Annotated in this window: 12 protein-coding genes; 9 read left to right on the forward strand and 3 right to left on the reverse strand. The window is 56.3% G+C overall.

Annotated features, from left to right (window positions below; genetic code table 11):
• Positions 1–154: 154 nt before the first annotated feature.
• Together PW792_01665 and PW792_01670 are read left to right on the forward strand one after the other, a co-directional pair.
• Positions 155–1,633 carry a site-specific integrase gene (locus tag PW792_01665; GenBank protein ID MDE1160632.1) on the forward strand — a complete coding sequence of 493 codons (1,479 nt, stop codon included), beginning with the start codon at positions 155–157 and terminating at the stop codon, positions 1,631–1,633.
• 980 nt (positions 1,634–2,613) lie between these two features.
• Entirely contained in the window at positions 2,614–7,959 is a 5,346-nt protein-coding gene (locus PW792_01670; GenBank protein ID MDE1160633.1) for a chitobiase/beta-hexosaminidase C-terminal domain-containing protein, read from the forward strand.
• Positions 7,960–8,304: 345 nt separating this feature from the next.
• On the opposite strand, the gene PW792_01675 is transcribed toward PW792_01670, so the two are convergent.
• Positions 8,305–9,867 (reverse strand): hypothetical protein, encoded by a 1,563-nt coding sequence (locus PW792_01675; GenBank protein MDE1160634.1) that lies wholly within the window; start codon positions 9,865–9,867, stop codon positions 8,305–8,307.
• Between the two features lie 41 nt (positions 9,868–9,908).
• Positions 9,909–11,738: a hypothetical protein gene (locus tag PW792_01680; GenBank protein MDE1160635.1), complete on the reverse strand. Its 1,830-nt coding sequence runs from the start codon at positions 11,736–11,738 to the stop codon at positions 9,909–9,911.
• Positions 11,739–12,452: 714 nt separating this feature from the next.
• Between PW792_01680 and PW792_01685 the strand changes: the two genes are divergently transcribed.
• Positions 12,453–15,437: a serine/threonine-protein kinase gene (locus PW792_01685; protein MDE1160636.1), complete on the forward strand. Its 2,985-nt coding sequence runs from the start codon at positions 12,453–12,455 to the stop codon at positions 15,435–15,437.
• Positions 15,438–15,532: 95 nt separating this feature from the next.
• A complete protein-coding gene (locus PW792_01690) occupies positions 15,533–16,405 on the forward strand; it encodes a hypothetical protein (GenBank protein MDE1160637.1) in 873 nt (290 codons plus the stop codon).
• A gap of 9 nt (positions 16,406–16,414) precedes the next feature.
• Here PW792_01690 and PW792_01695 read toward each other — a convergent pair whose 3' ends face one another.
• Complete coding sequence (locus PW792_01695) at positions 16,415–16,972, reverse strand: ECF-type sigma factor (protein MDE1160638.1); 558 nt, start codon at positions 16,970–16,972, stop codon at positions 16,415–16,417.
• A 703-nt stretch (positions 16,973–17,675) separates the two neighbouring features.
• Here PW792_01695 and PW792_01700 point away from each other — a divergent pair.
• The 5 genes from PW792_01700 (at position 17,676) to PW792_01720 (ending at position 25,828) form a co-directional block, all read left to right on the forward strand.
• The gene (locus PW792_01700) at positions 17,676–18,101 is read left to right on the forward strand and encodes a hypothetical protein (protein MDE1160639.1); all 426 of its coding nucleotides are present in this window, start codon (positions 17,676–17,678) and stop codon (positions 18,099–18,101) included.
• Complete coding sequence (locus PW792_01705) at positions 18,098–20,062, forward strand: type IV secretion system DNA-binding domain-containing protein (GenBank protein MDE1160640.1); 1,965 nt, start codon at positions 18,098–18,100, stop codon at positions 20,060–20,062. The genes PW792_01700 and PW792_01705 overlap by 4 nt, the downstream gene beginning before the upstream one ends.
• 6 nt (positions 20,063–20,068) lie before the next feature.
• Positions 20,069–22,846 (forward strand): MobF family relaxase, encoded by a 2,778-nt coding sequence (mobF, locus tag PW792_01710; GenBank protein ID MDE1160641.1) that lies wholly within the window; start codon positions 20,069–20,071, stop codon positions 22,844–22,846.
• A gap of 382 nt (positions 22,847–23,228) precedes the next feature.
• The gene (locus PW792_01715) at positions 23,229–24,122 is read left to right on the forward strand and encodes an ArdC family protein (protein ID MDE1160642.1); all 894 of its coding nucleotides are present in this window, start codon (positions 23,229–23,231) and stop codon (positions 24,120–24,122) included.
• Positions 24,123–24,232: 110 nt separating this feature from the next.
• Positions 24,233–25,828, forward strand: coding sequence for a ParB/RepB/Spo0J family partition protein (locus PW792_01720; GenBank protein MDE1160643.1), 1,596 nt, complete (start codon positions 24,233–24,235; stop codon positions 25,826–25,828).
• Positions 25,829–25,973: the final 145 nt, after the last annotated feature.

Consider the following 25,973-nt stretch of genomic DNA (forward strand, 5'->3'; position numbering starts at 1 on the left):
AGGATGACAAATATATCTTAAATAATTCTTATAGTTGTAGTTATTACTCTCATATATCCTGTACGAGTCCTGCACAAAAACGAGGATTCAACGACTTGCAGTGAAAACCTGCACAGAATCTGCACAGAACGCGTCTGAATCAGTGGAGGCGATTATGGCATTCGTCACCGACAAAGCGGAACTCAAGCCGGGATTGGTGATCTTCCGGCGTGGCGACGTAGAGCATCGCATGTGGTACTGCCGCATGAAGATTCCGAAGGCAGACCGCTACAAGACCATTTCTCTCAAGACAACCGACGTTGAAGTGGCGCGGGAACGCGCCTTCGACCAGGATGCGGACATCCGGTTCCGCCTGAAGCATGATGTCCCGGTATTTAACCATCCCTTCCGCGAGGTTGGCCGAGAGTATCTGTTGACGCAAGAGGCGCGTGCGCAACGCGGGGAGATCAGTGCGGCGCGTCCAAAAAAGATTCGCGCCATCATCGAAGGAGCCTTGGACAGGTATGTGGGTTCCACCCAGGTTCATTTGATTGGGGATGAGCTATGGGGTGGTTATCCGGCGTGGCGAAGAGTCAACGGAGCGGGACGTCTGAAGCGGAACGGTGTCCGCGAAGTCAGCGATGAGATGGCGCAGGAATTTGCGGATAAGGAAGCGGAGCGCCGCACAAAGACTCAGAACTCTCTTGGTATTCGTGTTTTGAAGCCTATCAAGGTGGAACCGTCCGAGGATCGGACGGTTCCTTTCATCAGTGATTCTACAATCCGCTTCGAGATGTCGATCTTCGGCGCGGTGATGAACTTCGCGATCAAGAAACGGTACGTTCCTGCCAGCCAGCGATACGACGAGCGCCCGAAGCTCAAGACCATGCGGCGGGATGAGTTCACATTGGAGGAGTACCGCAAGCTCCATACGGTCGGCAGGAAATGGATCGCGGAAGCGGACAAGCCTGCGAGTACCTGGTACCGCACCGTCACGTACAACATGATCCTGATTGCCTGCAATACAGGGATGCGGCCAGCAGAGATGAAGAATCTCCGCTGGCGGGACATTATGCCCGCAAACGACCACGAGGGACGCGAGATTGTTGTGCTGTTCGTGCAGGGTAAAGGAAAATCAAGAAAGCTGGTGGCTCCGAAGAGTGTCGGCGATTATCTGGAACGCATCCGCTCGATCTCCAAAGCTACTGGGCTGGAAGATGGGGTATTTACCACTGTGAACGGCAAGCCTGCAAAGAGTCTTTATGTCTCTTTGATTGCCGACCTTTTGGACAAAGCAAACCTGCGCGAAGGCACGCAGGGCGTGCCGAGATCGACCTACTGCTTCCGACATACCTATGCCACGCTGCGATTGCAGGAAGGCGTTGACGTGTACTTCTTGGCTGAGCAGATGGGAACGTCCGTGCAGATGATCGAGCAGCACTATGGCCATGTGAACACGATCAAGCATGCGGACCGCGTGCTACAGGGGATGACAGGATGGGAGCTTCCGCATTCGGACGACACCAAAGCTAAAGCGTCGAAGGCAGCGGAGACCCACGATAAATCAAAGAAAAGAGAGGTCAGCGCCACAGGCCGCGCTGACCGTTCACTCCGTAGCCGTCTTTCGCCGGAGCCGTGGCGGAGGCGGGCGTAGGGAGGGTTCGATGCCAATGACTTTTTCGGATATGGGTTTGGATTTGCCGCTGCCCCGCCGGGGCGCTCTTTAGCGGCAAACCCCCGCGCACATGCCGCCGCTGGCGGCTGTCTTCGTGCAGTTCCTATCTCCTACTTGCCGCGAAGGATTGGTCGAGGCCCCGGAAACAATAATCTGCCGCTTGCAGACTAATCATGTTACAGCGAATCCCAGTGCATTTATCCTCTGCTACACCAGAAATTTAGGCGTTCCTGCAAGTCAGGTCTTTACGAGCGATTCTGACGAGATTGGTGACTGCCTTGTGAACGCGGGCGGGGACCGTTTTGCCGATTCGCAGGTTTCACAGGTCATTCGAAATGTGGATGAAGACACTAGAGAATTCTGCAACGAATGTCAGAATTCTCTGTCAGCTACGCATTAAGCGATAACACCTCATCTGTATCGCTCCTTGCGGAAGGAAAACCTCCATGAAGACTTGCGCGTATACGTTCCGTTGCCCTGCTTGGGCAGAGGCTGGTTATCGGCACAGTGGAGCAATCCATGGCACCGAGACCCTCTTTCCCGGCCCCCTCAACGCGCAATGCAGACGGTTGATTTGGTCTGCCTGTCTGTTCGTTGTCCTTTGTGGGATTGCTACAGTGCAAGCGCAGTCTTTCCAAAAGCCAGATATAACTTCAGCCGATCAGGAACTCACTGGCTATTCACTTGTTACGAAAGCCTACGGTCTCTTGCCGCTGAGCTTTGAGGCGAATAAAGGGCAGGAGGAGACTGCGGTAAAGTTCGTTTCTCATGGTGACGGGTATGGACTATACATGACCGACCATGGAGCCGTATTGACCCTACACAAGGGGGCACCTTGCATTGCGAATGGGGCACAAAAAAACGACAGTCCATCACGCACGGCTGCAAATGCATCTGAAGCATCCGTAATGATGGCGCGTTGTGGCGGGCAGAATGAGAAGACAACCGAAGTTATCCGGATGAATCTGGTCGGAGATCGCTCCGGTGTGCGACCGAGGGGAATCGAGCCACTGCCGGGAACCGCAAACTATCTGTTGGGCAACGACCCCACAGAGTGGCATACGAATGTGCCGACTTTCGCCAAAGTAGAGTATCCGGGGGTCTACCCGGGAGTCGACCTTCTGTACTACGGCAATCAGCGGCAGCTGGAGTACGACTTCGTTGTAGCTCCTGGCGCGAGTGCGCGACCTGTCCGCCTACATTTCACTGGAGCGGAAGACTTGCATATTGGCAACCAGGGTCAACTGAATATTCGCGTATACGCGGGTACGATCACCTTTCGCAAGCCTTCAATTTACCAGACGGTCAAAGGCCAGCGGCGCATTGTGGAAGGCGGTTTTCGGTTGCTTGCAGGCAACGCCGTGGGCTTTTTGCTTGGCAAATACGACCACACGCAGCCGCTTGTCATCGACCCGGTCCTCGCATACTCCACCTATCTGGGGGGGACTTCGTCGGACTATATCGAGGGGTTAGCTGTGGATGCTGCTGGTGCTGCGTATGTCACGGGCTACACAACATCTTCGAACTACCCGGTCACGAGCGGTGCGTTTGAGACCTCAGACAAGACGTCTGCGACGGCGTTTGTGAGCAAACTGAATGCTGCAGGGAGCGCACTTGTCTACTCCACCTATCTTGGAGGGGGCAGTGCGGGAGATTTGGACTATGGTATCAGCGTGGCTACTGATTCAAGCGGAGCTGCATATGTCACCGGGCATACTCGGTCGAAGGACTTTCCGATAACCGCCGGGGCGCTACAGCAGACAAATAATGCCTCTATTGACAACCAACAGGATACAGGCTTCGTAACCAAACTGAACGCCACCGGTACGGCGTTGGAGTATTCCACATTCCTGGGTGGCCGCGCACTGACGGAACCGAGCCAGATCGTCGTTGACTCAAATAACAACGCCTATCTGTGTGGTATTACGTTTGCGCCAGATTTCCCTGTGACATCCGGGGCCTTCCAAAGCGTCAATAAATCCGCAAGCCATGCCAGTTGGAATGGTTTTGTCTCCAAGCTCAATGCCAATGGTACGGCGCTGCTCTATTCAACCTATCTTGGCGGCAGCGGCGAAACAGATTCAGTGGGTTCTGGCACACCGGTAGACTTCGACTTTGGCATCGCAATCGATGCAAGCGGGAGTGCGTATGTAGAGGGATACTCTCATTCGACGGATTTTCCGATAACCACGGGGGCTTATCAAACGGTCAACAAGGGCTTTGTGTCCACCGGTGCGCCCTACAATCCAAGTATCACTCTTTCCAAACTGAACCCTGCGGGAACGTCACTGTTGTACTCCACCTATCTGGGGGGAGTGAACGCGTCTTACAGCGGCGGCATCGCAGTTGACAGCACGGGGGATGCCTATGTGACCGGTTACACCTATGCGACTGATTTTCCGGTGTCCTCTGGAGCGTTTCAGACAACAAATAAGGGTGAGACCTCTGGGAATGCCAGTCCCAACCTCTTTGTGACCAAGGTGAATTCGAGTGGGACGTCGTTGGTGTATTCGACATACTTGGGTGGCAGCGGTAGCTATGCCCATCTTGGTGATTTCGGTGCAGGCATCACGGTGGATGCATTCGGTAATGCTTACGTTACGGGATATAGCGTTTCGAGCGATTATCCGACTACGAGCAATGCTTATCAAAGTACAAATGCGGGAGCATCGGCTTTGAACGCCAATGCCATGCTCAGTGAACTGAATACAAGTGGATCGGCTTTAGTATATTCGACGCTTCTGGGAGGCAGCGGACAGAACAGCAATGCGGGGGACCGAGCACGTGGGGTCGCACTGGATTCCGCAGGCAACGCCTATATCGCGGGCTATACGAACTCGCTGAATTTTCCCGTCACCACGGGAGCGTATGAGACAGCCCTAAGCTCGAATTCGAGTGTGACTGGTTTTGTGACGAAATTTCCGTTGGCTCCAACGGTTGCAACCGCGACACCAACATTTTCTCCGTCCGCTGGTAGCTACGCCACGGCACAGTCGGTAACGATTTCCGATACAACGAGTGGCGCTACGATCTATTACACGATCGATGGGACGACACCTACGACATCCTCGACGCTCTACACTGGTTCCTTCTCCGTTTCGTCCACGGAGACCATCGAGGCCATCGCCGTGGCTAGCGGTTACTTGAACTCAGCGGTGGCAACGGCAAAGTACACCATAGAAACACTCGCAGCGACGCCGATATTCTCGCCTGTTCCTGGGACCTACACTACAGTGCAGACGGTGACGATCTCCGATGCGACGAGTGGCGCTACGATTTACTACACAACGAACGGTACAATGCCGACAACCTCGTCTGCGACGTATACCGGCACCCTCACAGTCTCCTCCACGGAGACCCTTGAGGCGATCGCTGTCGCAAGTGGTTATGCCAACTCTAAAGTGGCGATGGGGGCGTACACGATCAACCCTGGCACAACAGCAACGCCAGTATTTTCCCTCGCTCCCGGGACCTATACCTCAACGCAGAGTGTGACGATTTCCGACACGACTCCCGGTGCAACAATCTACTACACAACGAATGGCACAACGCCGACAACTTCTTCGACGCTGTATACGGGCGCCATCGCGGTTTCTTCCACGGAGACGCTTAAGGCAATCGCTGTTGCAAGCGGCTACGCCGACTCCGGAGTGGCAACTGCTGCCTACACGATCAATTTGGCTGCAGCAGCGATGCCGACATTTTCACCTGCCCCAGGAACTTATACGACAACGCAAAGTGTGACGATTTCCGACACGACTCCCGGCGCAACAATCTACTACACAACGAATGGCATAACGCCGACGACCACGTCCACAAAGTACACCGGAGCCTTCTCTGTTTCTTCGACCGAGACCATTGAAGCTATCGCCATGGCTTCCGGGTATACGGACTCCGCAGTGGCAACGGCGTTCTACACCATCGCTTCCGTGCCCGTGCCGGCGGCTACGCCAACGTTCTCTCCCGCAGGGGGAAACTATACGACGACTCAAACGGTGACGATCTCCGATTCGACGCCGGGGGCGACGATTTACTACACCCTCAATGGATTGACTCCAAGTACGGCATCGACTCTGTATACCGTACCTATCACCGTGTCTGCGACGGAAACCATCGAGGCCGTTGCTGTAACGAACGGATACCTCCAATCCGCTGTGGGGATGGCGGTATACACCATTACGCCCGTGACCACGGTGAAGCAGTCGACATCGACTAGCCTTGTCGCAACCGGAGGTGTCGGCAACTACACGCTAACGGCGACTGTAACGGCCAGCGGCAAGGCGCCGCCGACAGGGACCGTGAGCTTCAACGACACCAGCAACAGTGGCGTGGCGATTACCACCGCGCCTCTGAATCCTGCAACCCTTGCGTTGGGTTTTAGTGCCAGCGGCATTTTCAAAACCGGCAATCAACCGGGAGGAGTGGCCGTGGCCGATCTCAACGGAGACGGCAAGCAGGATATTGTGATCGCCAACAATGGTGATGAAACTATCAGCGTACTGCTCGGCAACGGCGACGGGACCTTCCAACCGGGTGTCACGTATTCCACCAACGATTTCTTTCCCGATGGCGTCGCCATCGCCGACCTGAACGGTGATGGCAGGCTCGACTTGGTGATCTCAAACTATGGTGGCACCGTCGCCGTGTTGCTTGGCAACGGCGATGGGACCTTCCAGGCAGCGAAGAACTACGCGGCCGGTGGGGGGCTCGACAATCCAGTGTTGGCAGACTTTAACCACGACGGCAAACTGGATATTGTCGTCTCGGTACCGGCTGGAAATGCAGTCAGCGTGCTGTTGGGTAACGGCGATGGCTCGTTCCAGAACGGTGTACTTTATCCGATGGGCAATTACGTCCGGCAGGTAGAAGTGGGTGATTTCAACGGCGATGGCAATGTGGACCTTGTTGCCACAAACAACAATGACAATACTGTTGGAATTCGGTTAGGCAACGGCGATGGAACCTTCGGGCCACAAACCACTTTTGCCGTAGGCAGTGGGCCACAGTATGCGCTAGTAGCGGACTTCAATGGCGATGGCAAACTCGATCTCGCGATCTCCAACGGCAATATCAATACCATAAGCATCCTTTTGGGGAATGGTGACGGCACGTTCAACCCGCAGGTGACCTATCCCGCCGCCAGCACGCCGGATCAGATCGCGCTGGCGGATATAAACGGTGATGGCAAAACAGATCTTGTGGTTGGCCAAGGATCCGGTTCCATCAGTGTGCTTCTGGGCAATGGAGACGGTACTTTTCAGCCGCCGATAACGATCACAACCACGCTGCCTGATCCGGAGGAGATCGCCGTGGCAGACTTTAATGGCGACGGACGACCCGATATTGTTGGGCTAGGGAACCTAGCATCAAGCGCTATTGTTGAGTTGAATGGACAAACGGAGACTGCGACCGCAACTGGTGTCTCAGTAACGGGCATAGGGACGCACTTGGTCGATGCCGTATACCCTGGCGACACCAATTATCTGGGCAGTACTTCCAATACTGTGCCTCTGGTTGGCGTTGTCTCCCCACAGACCGCCGCGCCAGTGTTTTCTCCGGCGGCTGGCGCCTATACGACCACGCAAAGCGTGACGATCTCCGATGCCACGCCGGGGTCAACAATCTACTACACCACCAATGGTGATACGCCGACCACTTCATCCACGCTTTATAGGGGCCCGATCACGGTGGCATCTACGGAAACCATCGAGGCCATCGCGGTCGCAACTGGCTACACGCAGTCTCCGATTGCCAGCGCGCTTTATACCTTCACCGTCGCTGGGGCCTCGGATTTCAGTTTCACGGACAATCTGAACGCGCTTAATCTGAGTCAAGGCCAATCAGGCACCACGAACCTTACGGTGATTCCAATCAATGGCTTCAACCAAACGGTTACATTCTCATGCTCCGGACTTCCCTCAGAATCGACATGCAGCTTCGCTCCTGTGAGCGTAATGCCGAACGGTTCAGCGACAAACTCCGTACTAACTATCACGACCACCGCTCCTAAATTTGCAATGTTGGATAGGCCGTCTTCGCGACAGGATAGGACAAGCATTGTGACTCTCGCCCTTCTTCTCGGTATGTTCGCAGGATGGCGATGCAGGCGGAAGGCTCCAGCGCTTTGCGCGCTTGTGCTCGGCGGCGCTCTTTTGTTCCTGCCCATGGGTTGTGGTTTGGGTAAGGTCCCTGTCACTGATCCAGGAACACCTGCGGGGACAAGCCAGATTACCGTAAAGGCCATCAGCGGAGGTACCACAGTGATCCAGCACACCGCTACTCTGACGCTCGTCGTCCATTCCTGATGGATGTGGAGTGGAGGAAATCATCTCGTGGCTCTACTTCAGGTAGCGCTCCCTGAAGTTCGAAGTAGAAGCCTCGATGTTGATGGGAGCGAGTTGAGTTGTCCGGTTTAGCTTCCGGAGTATTTGTTCAGCACACGGGTTCTTGGATGAGCGTTTGTGGGCGTGTAGAGGCGCACCAGCGCCTCGAAGCTCCTACGTCGGCCACACGCCCCGCAGTTCTGCCTAGTCGTTACAGAATTGCATTCATAATGACACAGTTCAAGCGCATGCCCACTCGTGAACAAACGTTTCTGTCAGATACACGCACTGAGCTCAGCAAGGACATTGTCTTGAGCGAATACACACTCAGAACGGCGCATCGGAGGACCTCGTGTCCTTGGCGGGTGCAGACTCCCGCAACTGCTTGGCCCATTCCAGTGCTTTCGCTTTAGCCTGAGCGTGCGCGGCGACTACGGTATTCACTAAGCCGAAGTCCGGGTCTCCGGTGGGGCCGGGATTAGGTGCGATCGCCTCCGTAGAGCCGCCATATGGCCGGTAGAAAAGCATGAGAGTATCGTCCACACTTTGCCACATTTCGAGGGATGGATATTTCGCATTCTTCAGCGGGGGATCATGCCTGCCGTACTTAGTCAGAATCTGATCGTGGAACTTTGCGCGGTCCTCTTCCGACTTAATATGCATGACGAACAGCACGCCTTGCGCCACGATGGCAGGCGACTCTGCATCCGGATTTTCGGCAAAGTCCACCATGGCTGTCCATTGCGAGCTTTCTATCTTGAGCCTTGAGGTGTGTTCGCCTGCATGCAGCTTGGACGGTTCCTTCGTCTCTGTGAAGGGCAGCTTCTGTTGCCGGAGAAGTGTGACAGTTTGATCGTAGGACAAGCCCGGTTTAATAGAGAGAATCGTGAAAGAGTGGGTATTGCCGGGTTCTACTTGGGCCGGAACAAACGTCGATCCATCTTCGCTGACGCCTCCGCCCACACGTGTTTTTACGTGATCGAAACGAAGATAGGTGCCCTGCGGCACGGAGAGATTCGCGCCACGCGTAATGACAAACCGGCCTGCATCGCCGGAGAGCTCTATTCCATTCTGTGTGACCACATGAATCTCGGTGGGGTCCGTTTCAATGATTCGCCCACCGGCAGTGATAGAACTCATGGTGATCTGCACGACCGGGTCACCGGTCATGATGTCCTGCGAACTTCCTTCGACCAGTGAGACCGGAGAGCCGGGAGGAACGGTTACGCCACCCATGGGAGTGGACTGGACAACGCTGCCGGCAAAGACATGGTTATAGGCGCGATGATTATCGACCGTTTCGTCCACGCGCACGATGAGGCTCTGTTCGCCGTCGCCCGGTGAGTAAATGATCTCAGGAGTATCTACAGGATGCACCCAAGCATAGACCCCTGTGTCCACTTTGACATCGTTGAAGCGTATCAGGGCACCTGTTGGTGCGGCTGCCTGCGACCCCACAATGATAAGCCCTGAGTGCGGGGCGTTTTCCGGAAGAGTAGCTCCCGAAGCGTCCACAGCGCTTACTTGCCCCGCATCACGGATGCCGGTGGACTTTCCGTTTCCCTGAATGGCGCACAGGCTGATGCGTTGCCGTGTGGCCGAAAGCTGTCGAACCACGATCTCCGCCAGCGAGCCGGCTGGATAGAGATTGCCGTCCAGAGTGACCGACTGGGTCAGTGCGCCGTAGTAGATGTGTGGGGCTTTCCGAGGCCCGCTCGGCCCTCCTGTGTTGGCGAGGGCCTTCATCGCTTCGCCAAAAGTAAGCTTCTTCGGCGGCGGAGGAATGATCGGCTCCAGCATCTTGACGGTGACCTGCTGCGCGGACGCAGCCGTGCTCAAAGGCAAAAGGGTAATGAAGAGAAAGGCCGCTCGGCGGAAAAAAGACTGCATGTCACGATACCTCAGTAGATTGTGGTGAATGTTGATGTAGTTCAAGGATGTTGGCCCAGCATGTGGGTTTGGAGCGCCTTGATATGCGGCGTTACAACAGGAGCTGCGACGCCGATAAATTGCCATAGGACGCCGTTGGTTCTTGTGGCCCACGCATTTCCTGAGCCGTCGAGTTGCAAGTCGCTTGTCCCGTAGCTGGTGCTCGGCCCAAAGCCGTTTCCTCCACTGAGGGCAGTACCGTCCGTCCCAAGAAGCAACACACCGTTTCCGCCGCCGAACCAGAGTCGTTTGGCTCCGTCAATCCCGGCTCCTGAAGCAGGTCCGTAGCGGGCAGGCCACGGGTACGATGTGTACTGCCCCGAGGTGGAAGCATGAACGACAGATGCCTGGTCGTAACAACTGAGCCACGCTCCGCTGTTTCCGTCCGGCACAAGCACGCCGAAGCCTGTGGTGTTGCACGTATAGGGAAGCTGGGAATAAACGGCTGCTGACGAAGGGTTCAGGACACCGAAATATGCGTTCGCTATGCCTGTGTAGAAGTTCGACGTGCTGTAGGCTGCTCCCCAAAGGGTCCCCGTATCGTCCACCATGATGAGTGCCGGTGCATGAGCACTCAACTGGTACGGAAGAAGCGCATTGCCGCTCGTATCGAACGCAAGCGCTCCGATACCATACGCACTTTGCGAATAAGAGGGGACCCAAATTTTATTGTCGGGTCCAATGGTAATGGAACCCATGGCACCTGGCACATACGTTGTAGCGGACACGCCGGTGCTGCCGTAAACGCCCGAGGCCGGGGAAGCCGTGCCCGTCGGCGAAAAGCTCACAAGGCCGTTGACGGCGTTTGCATACTGCGAATAAGCGCCGACCCAGATATTGCCAGTTTGGTCGAGAACAATGCCTTCGCAAAAGCGAAGGTTGCCGGTGTACCCCGGAGACGAGAACTGTGCCGTGAGCGGTGCACCCAGGGGGCTGAGTTGTTGTACATAGACGGAGCCAAACTGGCCAGCGCCGGTGCAGTACCAGACATTGCCTCCTCCATCGATGGTTGCATATGACACGGTAGCGCTATTCGTAGACGGCACTGGCGCGTAGGAAACCATAAGGGTCCAGTCATTTGGCGTGGAGGAATTGACCGTCGTCGGTTGAAACGGTGCGGTGGACGATACGAGCGTGTTGAGCGCGGAGACGTTGTTGCCTGGGTTCAGCGCGATGTCGAGGGCTGCACCCAGAGTGTCTGTCGGAGCGGATCCGCCCGGCGGTGTTGCATTCGCATATAGCGTTGAGCAGGCATTGCTTCCATTGGACGAGTTGATGCAGGTGGCGAGGATGTCTGCCAGCGAGTTGATGGTGGCCTGCGGAAGTGTGCCGACCCCGTTGACCGTGGTTCTACCTGCGATTCCGGTGGAGGGGGAAACGATGTTCATCGCTGTGGCGAAAGCGTTTTGCAAGCCGACGAGGTTGGTGCTGCTGGTGCCGATCGAGTCCGATTCCGGAGCCATGAACTGGGCTAAGGAATATACGCCGGCAATGGTTGTCTCTTCGTTCAGGATTACGAACGAATTTGGGTCAAGCGTGTAGCTGCTGCCGGTGAAGTAGCTGCAGCTGCCGAGAGCAACCATCATGGCGATGCTGTTGTTGTCTGTCCCGTCACTCAGCCCGGGGTTGCCGCCGCGAGCGATCAGATAGAGAAGGCTGTCAGCACTTGGGCAGGTGTACTGACCGCTGATGCTAAAGCGTCCGGCAGAGTCTGTGGTGACATAGCCGGGTGATGGAAGCAGGGATGTGGAGCCGGTGCCATAGCCGGATGTCCCCGCAGCGTAGAGGTAGAGCTTTGTGCCACTGACGGGCTGTTGTCCCCCATGAACCATGCCTGTGAATGATGAGCCTGGCACAGATTGGGGGCCTGGAGCAGGAGTGAAGCCGCAGCCCGTGAGGATTAGGAGGCTCAGGAAGAGCGTGAACAATGTAAAAGAAGAGGAATAGGAACGCACTTTGCACTGCGCGGTTTGTAAGCGAAATGGGGCAACCATACGAAAGCAGCAGATGCGCATCACTGAACTCCAGAGAAAGATCGTTATCTTCTCAATGCGGAAAGCAGACTGCTTTTTGACATAGCGGCATCAGGAAAATTTCGAGACGTTCGGAACCGCGCGATAACCGTGAAGGCGCTAGCTCCTTTCATTGGTTCTTATGTTGGAAAAACGCATATTCCACGCATAGAGAGGTAGTTCCCACTTTCAGCGGTGGCAGGATTGTAATGTCGTGGTTGGGGGCAAGGATCATCGGACGTGGGCTGCTGAGGTGCGAATCTGTTGTCGGAGCGGAGTGAGGGCGCAATGGGCAGGGCAGGTAAATGGGGACGTCGATTTCTGTGTCTCTGGATTGTTTGCGTTGTCACGTGGCCGCTCCTGACGTTAGCGCAGCATTACCCTGTTCTGCCTATCCCGGACGCGCCACATGGGATCAAAGTTTTCTTTCAGGACAGTCACTCACGGCTATGGGTCGGTACTGAAGAAGATCTTTTCCTTTTCGATGGTGCGCATTTCTACTCCATGCACGGTGCGGGCTTTCCGAGGGAGTCTGTGACCGCTATCGCTGAAGACAGTGAACAAGGATTATGGGTTGTTACCAGCACACTGACGTCAACGGTTGAGGGCAATAGCGTGAAGGCCTCTGGTGGAATTTATCGGGTCTTCAACGGACGAGTCGAAAAAATAATGAATGGGGGATTCGAGAGCGTAGTCCTTGCTGGCAAGGATGTGATGCTGGCTACCAGAACCTCTGATCATCGTTTGGAGTACAACGACCTCTTTCGATTCCACAAGCAAGGAACGCAATGGAATGCAGAGTTGCTGTTGCAACATCAAGCGGGTACTTTGACGGTCGATCATCAAGGCTCGATCCTTTTTCCCTGCCCTACAGGATGGTGTGAACTGTCGCGCGAACAGGTGGCCGGTTGGCTGACGTTCGGTACGAGTCCGCTGAAGCATCGGGTTGCTAGCGGCGGAGACGCTTTACATATCGTTCTCCGTGATCGCTTCGGCTGCGTTTGGGCTAGAAGCTTTTCTCGGGGCTTTGTCGGCTGTAATAAGGGTGATGTGGTCTCTTTGTGGGCTTCGGAGTTACTGGGGCCAGCAAGCACCTACCTCTTGCAGGAGGGGCCGGATGGTCGTGTGCTTGCTTTTACTTCTGGAGGCCTGTTTTATGGACGTCCGGATGCGTACCACGTGTTGCGCTCGGAGAACGGTTTGCCTGACGCCATCAGACTCGCCTTCGCGGCGCAGGATGGTACCCTCTGGATGGCTGGATGGGTAAACGGGTTTTACCGTGTTCCTTATCCATTTCAGATGGAGTATTGGACGCAGCGTGACGGAGTAAACGGCGGATCAGCGATCGAACGTGTAGGCGGCAAGATGTTCTATGCCAACGATGGAATATTCTCGCTGGATGCTTCACGCAAAAGTTGGCAGCGACTGCCTGGGACCCAGTCTCTTGGTACGGTTACGGCTTTGCATTCCATGCCCGATGGCACGATGTATGCTGCGGCATTCGGACATCCCATCAGCCGCATCAGCGCATCAGGAGTGATGGTTGCAACCTCTGTACGGGGGGAAATCGGGAGATCCCTCGAGGGGGATGATCACGGTCAAATCTGGATGGGCGGTCAAGGGCTCTTCAAAATACGACAGGCAGGCTCGTCGCTTAACCTGGTTAGCCAAAATGTCGGCCATGATCAAGTGAATGCAGTGGGGTTCGATCCGTCGCACAAGACACTCTGGGCCTATAACGATGAGAGGATTCTCAGCATTAGAGATGGCCGAAGGTCACAAATTAGTGCTGATGACGGTCTCCCTGGCGGATTTGGGGTAGGCATGGCTGTCATGTCGAATGGTGACCTCTGGCTGGCGCAGGCTGGCGCCCACTTTACATGGCTGGAAAACCCGAACCGTGATCCAGGTAAGCCTTTCAGAGTTCATCTTTTCAAAGAGACAGAGGATATTGGCCACGCTTACTTGAACTTTATCGGAATCGATCACCGGGGCTGGCTGTGGCGCGGAACAAATATCGAAGATACGTATGTTGCCGATGCTGCGCACGCTAAAGCGGGTCTCTGGATTCGTCTGGGTATTCAGGATGGGATTCCTGTACAGGGAACAGGACGAGGGTCCTTTTTCGCAGACAAAGATGACTCTGTCTGGTACTCCGCGGGAAACAACATAGTGCACTTCCATCCGAGGGATGGCTTTGCCACGGATTTCTCGTCGCCAAAGGTGTTCCTCGCTGGTATGAGTATCGGCAGTCGAGGGCCTATCCTTGCGGAGGCAAATCAACATATACCGCATGGTGAGAATCTTGTCGCACATATTGGTTCTCTGCAGTTCGACCGCCGCAGCGCGTTGCATCTCCGCTATCGCTTATTACCTGAACAGAAAGCATGGCAAAATACGCGGGGCCTCGATTTGCCTCTAGGCAAACCGAGCACGGGAAATCATACGCTGCAGGTACAAGCACAGTTCGCTACCAGCAGTTGGTCTGAAACGATAGAAGATAGCTTCGCCGTTGCGTCTCCAGTCTGGCTTTCCTGGCCTGTCCTCGCAGGCTTCTGTGCGACATTGAGCATCGCAGCTATACCGTTCGTGCATTGGCGCAGGAAACAGCGAGAACGTGCAGCTAAAATGCTGCCTGACCTGGCAGAGCTTCGCCTCGAAGCACTTTCACCTGAGGTACATCGGCTCAAAGGCCGTTTGCTCAACAGCCGGTATGAGGTTGGGCGAATCCTTGCGCGCGGAGGTTTTGCGGCAGTCGTTGAAGGCCGCGATTTGAATCAAAGCGGTTCGCCTTGCGCTATTAAAATCTTTCGCCAGGAACTGATAGAGAAAGAGTGGATGTTGCGGCGTTTTGAGCAGGAGGTCGCAGCGCTGCGACGCATCCATCATCCGAACGTCGTAGCAGTGCTCGACAGTGGTATTGCAGACGGAGGACTGTTCTATCTGGTGATGGAGCTCATTGACGGAGCAACGTTGCGCGAACGGCTCGACGCAGGAAGTGTCGCCCAGGGCGAAATCGCTTCGCTGCTCCGTCAGATCGGGAATGCTCTCGCGGTCATTCATGCGAATCACATTTGCCATCGCGATCTCAAGCCGGAAAACTTCATGCTGCGACGCGGGGTGGAACCAGGCCATGAACTCGTTCTGATAGATTTTTCGATTGCCATTGTTAAGGATCCCGATGAAACGATGTTCGGTCTCTCACGGGCCGCCGGAACTCTCAGCTACATGGCCCCCGAGCAGGCAATTGGCTATGCTGATACATCCACCGACATTTACAGTTTGGCGAAGATATTGATTGAGATGCTCACCGGCCAACGGCTCGCAACTCTTTTACCTGACGCTTCCATGGATCTCCCCGATTGCGTTCGCGAGCTGCTGCGAGGGTTGGGCATGAGGCTTTCACCAGCATCGATCGAGCGCATCGCTCAAGCTTTGGAATTCGATCCGGGGCGACGCCCCAAGGACGCAAACGTGTTCACGGCGAGCATTGCCGACGATCTGCAGGACAGCGTGTGAAAACTACCTTAGATGTCAAAATTCCCCCTCAATTACGCATAGAGAGATAGCTCCGTTTGGGCATTTTCACCACCAGCTAGCCGAAAGGATTTTCCATGCGCCCTTTGAGGTCTATTTACCTGTTCATCTTGTCTCTGACAATTGCCGTTGGGCCAACCACTTCAACACTCTACGCCCAGATGCCTCAGAAGAAGGCCGACACGGCGACTGCCATTCTCTCGAACAATGATGTCATCAGCCTCGTTAGCTCGGGACTCTCGGATGACGTGATTATTGCGAAGATACAGAAAGCTTCGGCGACCTCTTTTGATACCTCCATCGCCGGCCTGAGGGGCCTGAAGGCGGCGGGAGTCTCCAATGCTGTCATCAAAATGATGATTGATCCCAACGCACCACTTGCTCCATCGCCAACTCCGGGCATGGCGACCGCGCTTGTCCCACCCGATCCGGATGATCCCCACTCGCCACACACAGGTATTTATATCCAAGTGAAAGGAGATGATGGCAAATTGCACATGACCAAACTCCTAACGACCATGATGTCAGACATGAAAGGTCCCGGTTTTGGAAGCATGTTGGCTACCACGTATAGCTTCGGGATGCACAAATCCAAGTCGAAAACCGTCGTGGCAGGGGCGAAGTCCCAAACGGAAACGGTCGATCCCAACCCGGTGTTTTATGACTATACGGGAGATATGAGCATAAACAATCTATCGCTGGTCCATTTTGAGGTGAAAGGTGGCAGCCGAATGGTGACGAATATGTCTATGGGCAGCATATTTACGGGCCTGATGACAAAGGGACCGGGCGCAGACGAAAAGCAAGCATTTACAGCGGAGCTTATCCGGCCTGGGGTATACCGCTTGTCATTCACCAAGCCATTGGAGCCGGGTGCATATGCTTTTGGAGACATGATGAGTGGACAAATGATGGGGTTCCACGACTTCGATATTCTCCCTCCTCAGTGATTACAGAGATCACAACCTGTCCTTGAGCCAATTCTGTCCCTTCCTCCAGCGGCTGCGTACTTGCCGATCAGTCCAACCTGTGATCTCGACGACTTCCTGAATAGAGAAGCCCGTGAAGTAATGCATGTCTACGACCCGCGCTACTTCGGGATTGAACTTCTCCAAATTCTCCATGAGAGAACCGATCAAGAGCAGACTTTCTGCGGTGGGCTCTGTCGCGGGGATTGCGAGACCATGCGCGTCAAGGGAAAGTGCAGACACTCCAGACCCGTGACTGGCTGCGAGCCGACTCCGCGCCATATCAATCAGAACTCTTCGCATGGCCAACGCAGCAATCGCATAAAAATGGTTGCGATTGTTAACCTTCCAGTTGCCCTTGTGAAGATTCCGTATCCAGACTTCGTTGATGAGCTCGGTGGGTGAGAGCGGGACGATGAGATGCTCCCGGCGGAGAGCAGCGGTCGCGACCTGATGGAGCTTTGGCAGGACTTCCCGCAGCACCGCCTCCGCAATGTCTCTCTCTTGGCCGGTATAGCGGCGGAGTTGCTCCGTGAGATTAATCTCCATTCCATTCTTTCCTGCATTGCTCAATTGGGTGTTCAGCACATATTGTGTCGTTATATCCGATAGAGTGACACGGTCGAACTGGGATTCTATGGCTTCGTATTGAGCGGAGTTGAGAAGGCCGCCGCGATGTCAACAATCAATCGGACAATACGAATTCTAGAGTAGCGCTTCTCCGGATGCTGTTTCCCGCGTCGCGTCAACGCGTCGGCGTCCTGGATTTTTTGAGTATTTCGCGGCTCAATTCCTGGCACGCAGTTCTTCCTGTCAACGCTTCGTATCCAGCCTTGCGACCGTGCCCGCATGACTCGGAGTCGGTGTGGCTCGCTGAGCCTTCACCGTACGGCTCTTGCATCCGCTGCATCTTGCCGGCATGATGCTCTACATCGTGGCCTCCAATCTGGTTGCTACTGCGTTTGAAGAGCACGATGCTTGCGCATCGGGTTGGCGCTACGACACATCACCCCCATCAGGGAACTGTAGAGCGCTCTGGCGTTAGCGCCGGTGAACGTGTGTAAATTGAATGATTTAGCGATATGGCGTTTACGACGGTAAACGCCATATCACTTCTGTAGACCTGAGGCTTCGCTCCCGCATGATTTCCGTAAACACATTGGTGGAGCGAGAGTTACGGTTTGGTGGCGTGAAACAGCCGCTTGACCTGAAATCACCGTCAGGCGCATGTTGGTAGACAGGCGGGCTTTCGATGGAGACTCCGCACGGCCCCATTCCGGCGATGCCAGGCGCTCCGGAGAGTGCGCAGGAGAAGCCCGGCTTCCGCACCAAAACCATCGCTACGCGTATCACTCCAGAGGAGCTGCGGGAGGTCGAAGCCGCTGCCGATCGGAGTGGCAAGACGCTCGCGGTATGGCTGCGCGAGCTTGCCCTGAAGGCGGCGAGAGAGCGCCCCGCCGACCCCACGGAGTTGTTGCTGACGGAGATTTCGGCACTCCGTTTTATGCTTCTCAATTTCTTCCACGCGGCGGCCTCGGCGCAATCCGAAGGCACATATCTGCGCCCGGAATCGGTCATCAAAATCCGCGATACGGCGGAGGGGAGGAAGCTGGCCGACGCCCGCAAATTACTCGCCGCTTTTCTCGCCGGGGAGGATCAAACGGGAGGGGAAAAATGAGCGCCGGGGCGATGCGTTTCCCCAGCCGGGGCCGATGGCTTCTGTGGCTAATTTTGCTCTTCGTGCTGGGACCGTTTGTGGTGATCCTTCCGGCATCTCTGTGGCTTGGCTGGACGATGAATACCGTCCAGAACTTCTACCTCGGGACCTACGCCGCCTGTTCCATAGCCGCCGGAACACCCGACAGACTGATGGAGGTGAAGTGGGCCGAAAAGACGGCACCGAATCGGAAGCCGGAAGCGCTGTTGCCGGAGGATGCGGTAAGGGGTTCCGACCCCAGGCAGCCACTCGCGTTGAGTCCAAAAGCTCTGTCCGAGGGCTGGAGTGGGGTGACGATTGTGCCTGCGCAGGAGGTTCGTGCGAAGGAGTTGCAAGCGTACCTGCGGGACACGATCTACGACGGCGACAGCGCATGGCTGATCTTTCTTCGACCTATGCTCTACCTCGCGGCGATAGTCCTGTCCCTTTACCTTCTGTGGCTTTTCTTCGGCCATAAACTTCGCCTTGACCGGAAACATGAGCAGCGTCATGGACGCCGTACCAAGGGGCCTGAATTGATCGCCGCGTTGCGCAGTTCCAGCGATGGCGGTGTCCGTTTCCAGATGGAGCGTGAAGGCACTTTGGGTCGATTCTTTCCCCATAGCAGCTTCCAGATTCCACGGCGTCTGGAAGCCAGCCACATCCTGCTGATGGGCGACACAGGTTCCGGCAAATCCTCGGCCATCCGGCAGCTTCTGCGGCAGGTCGCAGACCGGGGTGAATCCGCCATCGTCTATGACCCGGCTATGGACTTCGTTGGCGAGTTCTATAACCCGGAGCGCGGCGACCTGCATCTAAATCCTCTGGACCGCCGCTGTCCGTGGTGGAACCTTTCGGATGAGGTCGATGAGCTAGAGACGGCTACAACCATCGCCGCTGCGATGCTGCCGGAGAAGGAGTACGAAAAGGACTTTTTCACGGCTGCGCCGCGTCGAGTTCTGACCCATCTTCTGCGGTATCGTCCGCACGTCCACCAGCTATTAAAGTCGATGAGCGATCCGGCGGAGATCATGCGCCGACTGGAAGGAACACCGCACGCCGCGCTGCTCGATCCCGGCGCACCGGCGCAGAGGGCAGGTGTTCTCTCCAGCCTGAATCTCATCGCCGACAGCTTGGAGTTAGTACCGCGCACGCACCAAGCCGCGCCCGGTTTTTCGACGGCTTCCTGGCGGTTCCAACGCACGCGCTGGGTCTTCCTGACTTCCTCTGCGGCCTACCGGGAGAAGGTGCTGCCGCTTCACGCTGCATGGCTCGACCTGTTCATCCTGCGCATGATGCAGCCATGCGCGAACCCCGCGAAGCCGGTATGGTTCGTGCTGGATGAATTGGCGAGTCTGAACAAACTGCCGCAGCTTCATACCGCCGTGACCGAGAACCGCAAGTACGGTAATCCCGTCGTGCTTAGCTTGCAGGGACGCAGCCAAATGGAGAAGCGCTACGGCAAGGACGCTGAGGCCATGCTTTCGCAGCCCGCGACGAAAATCTTCTTGAAAACATCTGAGCCTCGTGCAGCGAAGTGGATCTCCGACAGCATCGGGGAGATCGAGGTCGAGCGGCTGAAGGAGTCACGCAGCATGGGACTGTTGCGGGCGAAGAAGAGTTTTGCGATGGAGATTGCGACCAAGCCGCTCGTCATGGCTTCCGAAATCGCCGGGCTTGCGCCACTCACCGGGTTCATCAAACTGGAGAACCATGTCGTCCCTGCAAAATTCCGGCTGGCAAAAAAGGAGAGCAAGCAGCCGGAGTTTCTGGAGCGGACACTTGCGTCGTCCCAACCGCGCAAGGTGGATGCCGTAAAGACTTCCGCTCCTGCCAAAGCTCCCGAAACGAAGAAGCCTGTTCAGGCAGCTTTGCCGTTGGAGGAAAAGCCCGCTGTGAAGCGAGCAGGGTTTATCTGGGATGAGTCCAAGGGTATTGAGTGATTCTTTATGATGACGCTTTCCAAGCCGTTATCAGCGGGTCAGGTACGGACGTACCATGAGCGGGAGTTTGCGTCGGAGCGGCAGAACTATTGGAGCCGCGATCAGCAGGGGCATAGCGAGTGGCAGGGCCAGCTTGCAAAAGAGTGGGGACTGTCCGGTGCCGTGGGTGACGAACAGTTTGCTCGGCTGACCGAAGGCCAGCATCCTTTTACCGAACAGCAGATGGTGAAGCATCAGGTCTCGCGCACCTACGAAGGCAAGGGTGGCAAAGAAGTCACGAGCATGGAGCATCGTGCGGGATGGGATGCGACATTCTCCGCGCCGAAGTCTGTTTCGCTGACGGCACTCGTTGGTGGCGATGAGCGTGTACGGCTGGCGCACCGCGAGAGCGTGCGCGTGGCGCTCAGCGAGTTGGAGCACTATACGCAAGCGCGCATCGGCAATGTCCATGCACCAGAAACCACGGGCAAGTTTGCGGTCGCAACCTTCGAGCATGATACGGCGCGACCAGTGGAGGGCTACGCCGCTCCGCAGTTGCATACCCATTCTGTAATCTTCAATGTCACCGAACGCGATAACGGCCAGACACGTTCTCTCCAGCCGCGCGAACTGTATGCTTCGCAGCACTTCGTCACGGCCATCTACCGGTCGGAGTTGGCCGCGCGCTTGCAACAGTTGGGCTATGAGATCGAGCGTGGCAAGTACAGCCAGCCGGAGATCAAAGGCTACTCCCGCGAGTATCTGGAAGCATCCAGCCCACGCCGGGAACAGATCAAAGACCATCTTCGGGAGCAAGGTTTGGACGGCGCGGGAGCCGCGCAGGTCGCGGCTCACTCTACGCGCGACCGGAAGGAGTTGTTGTCTCCCGAAGAAGTCCAGCGGCAGCATCGTGAACTCGCCGCTTTGTTCGGCCATCAGGCAGACCATGTTGTGGCCGCAGCGCGTGAACGCAGCCAGCAACAGCATCAGGAGCGAGGGCCAGAGTTGATTGCGCAGCAGTCCGTTACATACGCGCGTGACCATCTTTTTGAGAAGTCCGCCGTGCAGGATCGACGCGCCCTTTATGAAACCGCGTTGCAGCGCGGCATGGGTGAAGTGACGTACAGCCAGGTGCGGCAGGAAGTGGACAGGCGCTTTGAATCTGGCGAATTTCGGCAAGCGTCCGCATCCGTGCGTGGACCGCAGATTACGACCGCTGCGATGCTGCGCACGGAGCGGGAGATCATCGATATCCTCCACAAGACCAACGAACAACCTCGCCCGATGTTGCTCAACAGTCAGAATCGCGTTGATACCTTGAGTCGCCATCCAGAGCTAACTCCTTCCCAGCATCGTGCTGTTGAGGAAGTTTCTGCTTCGTTCGAGAAGATCGTCGGCATGGACGGCGTAGCCGGTGCGGGCAAAACGACGACGTTAGCTGTGATCCGTGCAGGAGCCGAAAACGAGGGCTATGCCGTGGAGGGTTTTGCGCCGACATCCCGCGCAGCGCAAAAGCTGGGTGAGGCCGGGATTGAAACATCCACGCTCCAGATGCACCTTGCGCGGGGAGAAAAAACGGACACCGGCGAAAAGCGACTGTACGTTCTGGATGAGTCTTCTCTCGCCTCTACCAAACAGATGCACGAGTTCCTGACGCGCCTGCACCCGAATGACCGTGTGTTGCTGGTAGGTGACAAGCGCCAGCATGAGGCTGTGGAAGCGGGCAGACCATTTGCTCAGTTGCAGCAAGCGGGTATGAAGACTGTTTCTCTGGATCAGATCGTCCGTCAGAAAGACTCGGAGTTGCGGAACGTAGTCGAGCAGCTTGCGCGTGGCGAGGTAGGCGCAGCAGTAAAGAGCTTGGACGAGCAAGGGCGCGTGCATCAGTTTCCAGGCCGCGAGGAGCGTATCGACGCGATTGCGAAGGAGTATGCGAATGCTCCTCAGAGTACGTTGGTTGTGTCACCCGACAACCTCTCGCGTATGGAGATCAATAGCCGTATCCACGCTGAATTGCAGCAGCGTGGAGTCGTCGGCAAGGAGGAATATCCTGTGCAGACATTGGTACAGCGTCAGGAACTTACCGGCGCAGCACGTACATGGGCAGAAAAGTACGAAGTCGGGGATGTATTGCGCTATAGCCGAGGTTCAAAAGAGACCGGCATTCAGAAGGGTGAGTACGCCCGAGTAGTTGGAGTCGATGCTGCAGATAATCGGATCACAGTTGCGTTGTTGGATGGACGGCAGCAGAGTTACGATCCCCGCCGACAGCAGGGCGTGTCGGTCTACCGTGAAGAGCAGCGTGCGTTCTCTGTGGGCGACCGCGTTCAGTTCACCGCGCCCGACAATGAAATAAAAATCGCCAACCGTGAACTCGCGACCGTGGAACGAATCAGCGACGGCAAATTCAATCTGCGGATGGATGGTGGCCGTTCGGTTGAGATCGACCCGCTGCGGAATCCGCATCTCGATCACGGCTATGCCGTGACCAGCCATTCCAGTCAGGGACAGACCGCCGAGCGGGTCTTAGTTAATGTCGATACGGAGTTGGGAGCCAAAGACCTGCTCAACAATCGCATGGCGTATGTGTCCATCTCGCGGGGTGCACAAGATGCACAAATCTTTACTAACGACCGCGAGAAGTTGCCGATTGCTCTTGGGCACGAAGTTTCGCAGCAGAGTGCTCATACACCGAAGATGGATGTAGGAAAAGCCGTCTCTCCGCAACAAGACGTAAGCCAGAAGATAGGGCCGCAGTCTGTACCGCAACAGGAAATCTCGCAAGGCTTCTCCATCGGTCGATAGATCATCACGGTTCTCATTTCAATCCCATATCAAAAAGCGGTTTTTTGCGGAGGAAGTTTTCCTCCGCGCTTCAACCGCTTCGCGTTTTCCGCTACCACCTCTGCGGGAGGCTTCCTCCCGCAACGCCCTCCTTATAGTTCTTGTGCGCTGATGCGCACTGGATAAGGAAACCAAGCCTTTCTTGGGGGCGCTGCCCCCGCGCTCTCCAAGGCCATTCGCCCTTCGGGTTTTGGCTCCCCCACGCTTACGCGCGGTCCCCCCAAAAAGCTCCGCTCGAAGACCTTTCCGTTTGCTACCCCCGCCTTCGCCAGGAGGCGTTCGGCATGTACATGCCGCGTTTCAACGCGGACGTGCAAAAGCCAAACCAAAAGGAGCAAACACCATGAACACCGTCGCCAACAGCAAAAAACCCCTTACCAAGCAGGAAGTCATCGCCGCCAACGTAAAGCTCTTGATTGAGCAGTTGGAGGACGGACACTCCGAAGCCCTCACAAGCTACTTAACCGCCATGAGCCGTTTCCATAACTATTCCTTCGGGAACGTGTTGGAGATTGCGCGGCAGATGCCCACGGCAACCAGAGTGGCCGGATTCTATGCATGGAAGCAGTTAGGCCGTTTCGTCAAAGCGGGCTCGAAAGGCATCCGCATCCTTGCCCCCATCGTTGGCGTTCGCCGCAAGACGGACACAGAGGCCGCTAAGACCGACCCTGCTTATCCGAACAAGCCTGTATTGGTTGGCTTTCGTTCGGCCTATGTCTTCGATGTGTCGCAGACCGAAGGCGTAGACCTTCCGGAGATGCGCGAGGTATCGGGCGACCCCGGCGAAAACTTGGAGCGGCTGGCTGCATTCTTGCAGAGCAGAGGTATTCAGGTTGTTTACACGGAGAAGATTGCGCCAGCCCTCGGCATGAGTTACGGCGGACGCATCGCCATCCTGCCGGGTCAGTCGAAGGCCGAAACCTTTGCCACGCTTGTCCATGAAACCGCGCACGAGCTTTTGCATAAAGCAGAACGTCGCACGACCACCACGAAGACCGTACGCGAGATAGAGGCCGAAGCCGTTGCTTTCGTTGTCGGGAAGGCCGTTGGTTTGGTAACGGGCTCCGCGAGTGCCGACTACATCCACCTGTATCACGGCAACGCATCCTTGCTGGCCGAATCGCTCGAAGTCATTCAGCAGACCGCCAGCGTCATCCTTGCCGCGCTGGAGTCGCCTATCGCGGAAGAAGACAGTGCAGCCACCGAAGCCCCGGAGTTGGCGGAGATGGCAGCATGAACCTCTTCATCCGTTGCACTCTCCCTTAGTTCGCACCGTTGGAGCGATATGCCCAACGTGTGCCGCTCCGTGACTTTCATTCGCTAACCGCTCGAAAGGAGCACACCATCATGCAAACCCAAGTCAACAACGCCACCGAATACCGTAACGTCTCGCTGTCCCTTCTCAGTGAGTCGAAGACCAATCCCCGCCGCATCTTCGAGGACGCGACCTTGAAAGAACTCGCTGCTTCCATCCGCACGCAGGGCGTTCTCTCTCCGCTGCTTGTGCGGTCTATTACGGAGAACGGCTTTGAGATCGTCGCGGGAGCGCGGCGGTATCGTGCTGCGCAACTAGCAGAGCAGCCCACCGTTCCCGTCCGAATCGTCAACCTCTCCGACGCAGCAGCGTTGGAGGCTCAATTAGTGGAGAACCTGATTCGCGCCGAGATTCACCCGATGGAAGAGGCGCAGGGATTCCGCGCCTTGCTGGACTTGGAAGAACCCAAGTACAGCATTGAGCAGATTGCCGCAAAGGTGGGCAAGTCGCCCGTCTTCGTGACTTCGAGGTTGAAACTGGCCGACCTTGTACCTGCTGCCGTGGAAGCGTTCTATGCCGATGCCATCGGCGTAGGTCATGCGCTGCTGTTGGCGAAGCTGCCCGCCGACCAACAGGAACCCGCGCTCAAAGCGTGTTTCAAGGAGATTTACAACGGTGGCGAAAAGCCCACGCGCGTCCTGCTGCCTGTCCGCAACCTGCAACTCTGGATTGATACGAACATCGTTCTCGCGTTGAAGGATGCCCCGTTCGATAAGAAAGACGCGCAGCTTGTGCCAGCGGCGGGAAGCTGCATTGATTGCCCGAAACGGACAGGACACAACAGGCTCCTGTTCTCGGACATTGGCGGCAAGCTCGACTCTTGCACCGACCCGACCTGCTACCAAGCGAAGGTTGCCGCGCACGTTGCCAAGACCATCGCTGCGAAACCTAGCCTCGTGCAAATCAGCACGGCCTACGGCCAGCAGAAGGAAGGCAGCACCACGCTTCCACGCAACAAGTATACGGAGATTCGAGACGAGAAGCCGAGCAGCAAGGAGGCAGCCAAACGGCCTGAGTTCAAGTCGTGCAAGTTCACCACCGAAGCCATTGTGACCGATGGAAGCGAAGTCGGTACGTTGCGTAAGGTCTGCACGAATGGCGCTTGCCCCGTCCATCATCCGAAGCCGCAGCGCAACGACCGCGACGAGGAGCGTTGGAAGGCCGAACAAGAGAAGCGACGCCGCGACGAGGCCATCGCCAACACCACCGGGTTGCGCGTCCTCGCTGCTATCAGTGCCGCCGTTCCCGTGCGCCTGATGAAGCGTGACTTGCTCTTCATCAATACCCAACTCGCGGAGCTTGTCGGAGAAGGCCGTCTCGAAACTCTCGCGAAACAACACGGCATCAAGCGGTCGAAGGAGGCCGAGAACATCGGCAAACTCTTCGCCGCCTACTTGCGTCGCGCCGACGAAAGCACGTTGTCTCGCGTCACGGTGGAACTGACCATCGTTCTCGCGGCATCCCGCTCTAATGCACCAAGCATCCTGCGCGAGGCGGCCACGGTCTACAGAGTCGATACCGAGGCCATCGCGCAGAAGGTCAAAGCGGAGTTCGCTGCGAAGGCCAAGGCAAAGAAGGAAACAAAGCCAGCACCGCGACCCACTCCAAAGGCTCAGAAAGCCGCGTAGACACAATCCATATCCAAGAGGCCGCGAACCTGCGGCCTCTCTTTTTTGCGCACTCATCGCGCGGCAGGGAGAAACCCGCGCGGTTTCTCCCTGCACCTGTTTCCGGCAGTTCCGGCCTCCGCTCGCCGGCTGCGCGGCAGGACTC

Source organism: Acidobacteriaceae bacterium (assembly GCA_028283655.1).
GTDB lineage: Bacteria > Acidobacteriota > Terriglobia > Terriglobales > Acidobacteriaceae > Granulicella.

Coding starts and splice junctions, on each gene's coding strand:
- PW792_01675 (MDE1160634.1), bottom strand. CDS start 9,867: ATGCAGTCTTTTTTCCGCCGAGCGGCCTTTCTCTTCATTACCCTTTTG.
- PW792_01680 (MDE1160635.1), bottom strand. CDS start 11,738: ATGGTTCATGGGGGACAACAGCCCGTCAGTGGCACAAAGCTCTACCTC.
- PW792_01700 (MDE1160639.1), top strand. CDS start 17,676: ATGGAGACTCCGCACGGCCCCATTCCGGCGATGCCAGGCGCTCCGGAG.
- PW792_01720 (MDE1160643.1), top strand. CDS start 24,233: ATGCAAACCCAAGTCAACAACGCCACCGAATACCGTAACGTCTCGCTG.
- PW792_01715 (MDE1160642.1), top strand. CDS start 23,229: ATGAACACCGTCGCCAACAGCAAAAAACCCCTTACCAAGCAGGAAGTC.
- mobF (MDE1160641.1), top strand. CDS start 20,069: ATGATGACGCTTTCCAAGCCGTTATCAGCGGGTCAGGTACGGACGTAC.
- PW792_01670 (MDE1160633.1), top strand. CDS start 2,614: ATGAATCTGGTCGGAGATCGCTCCGGTGTGCGACCGAGGGGAATCGAG.
- PW792_01665 (MDE1160632.1), top strand. CDS start 155: ATGGCATTCGTCACCGACAAAGCGGAACTCAAGCCGGGATTGGTGATC.
- PW792_01705 (MDE1160640.1), top strand. CDS start 18,098: ATGAGCGCCGGGGCGATGCGTTTCCCCAGCCGGGGCCGATGGCTTCTG.
- PW792_01690 (MDE1160637.1), top strand. CDS start 15,533: ATGCGCCCTTTGAGGTCTATTTACCTGTTCATCTTGTCTCTGACAATT.
- PW792_01695 (MDE1160638.1), bottom strand. CDS start 16,972: ATGGAGATTAATCTCACGGAGCAACTCCGCCGCTATACCGGCCAAGAG.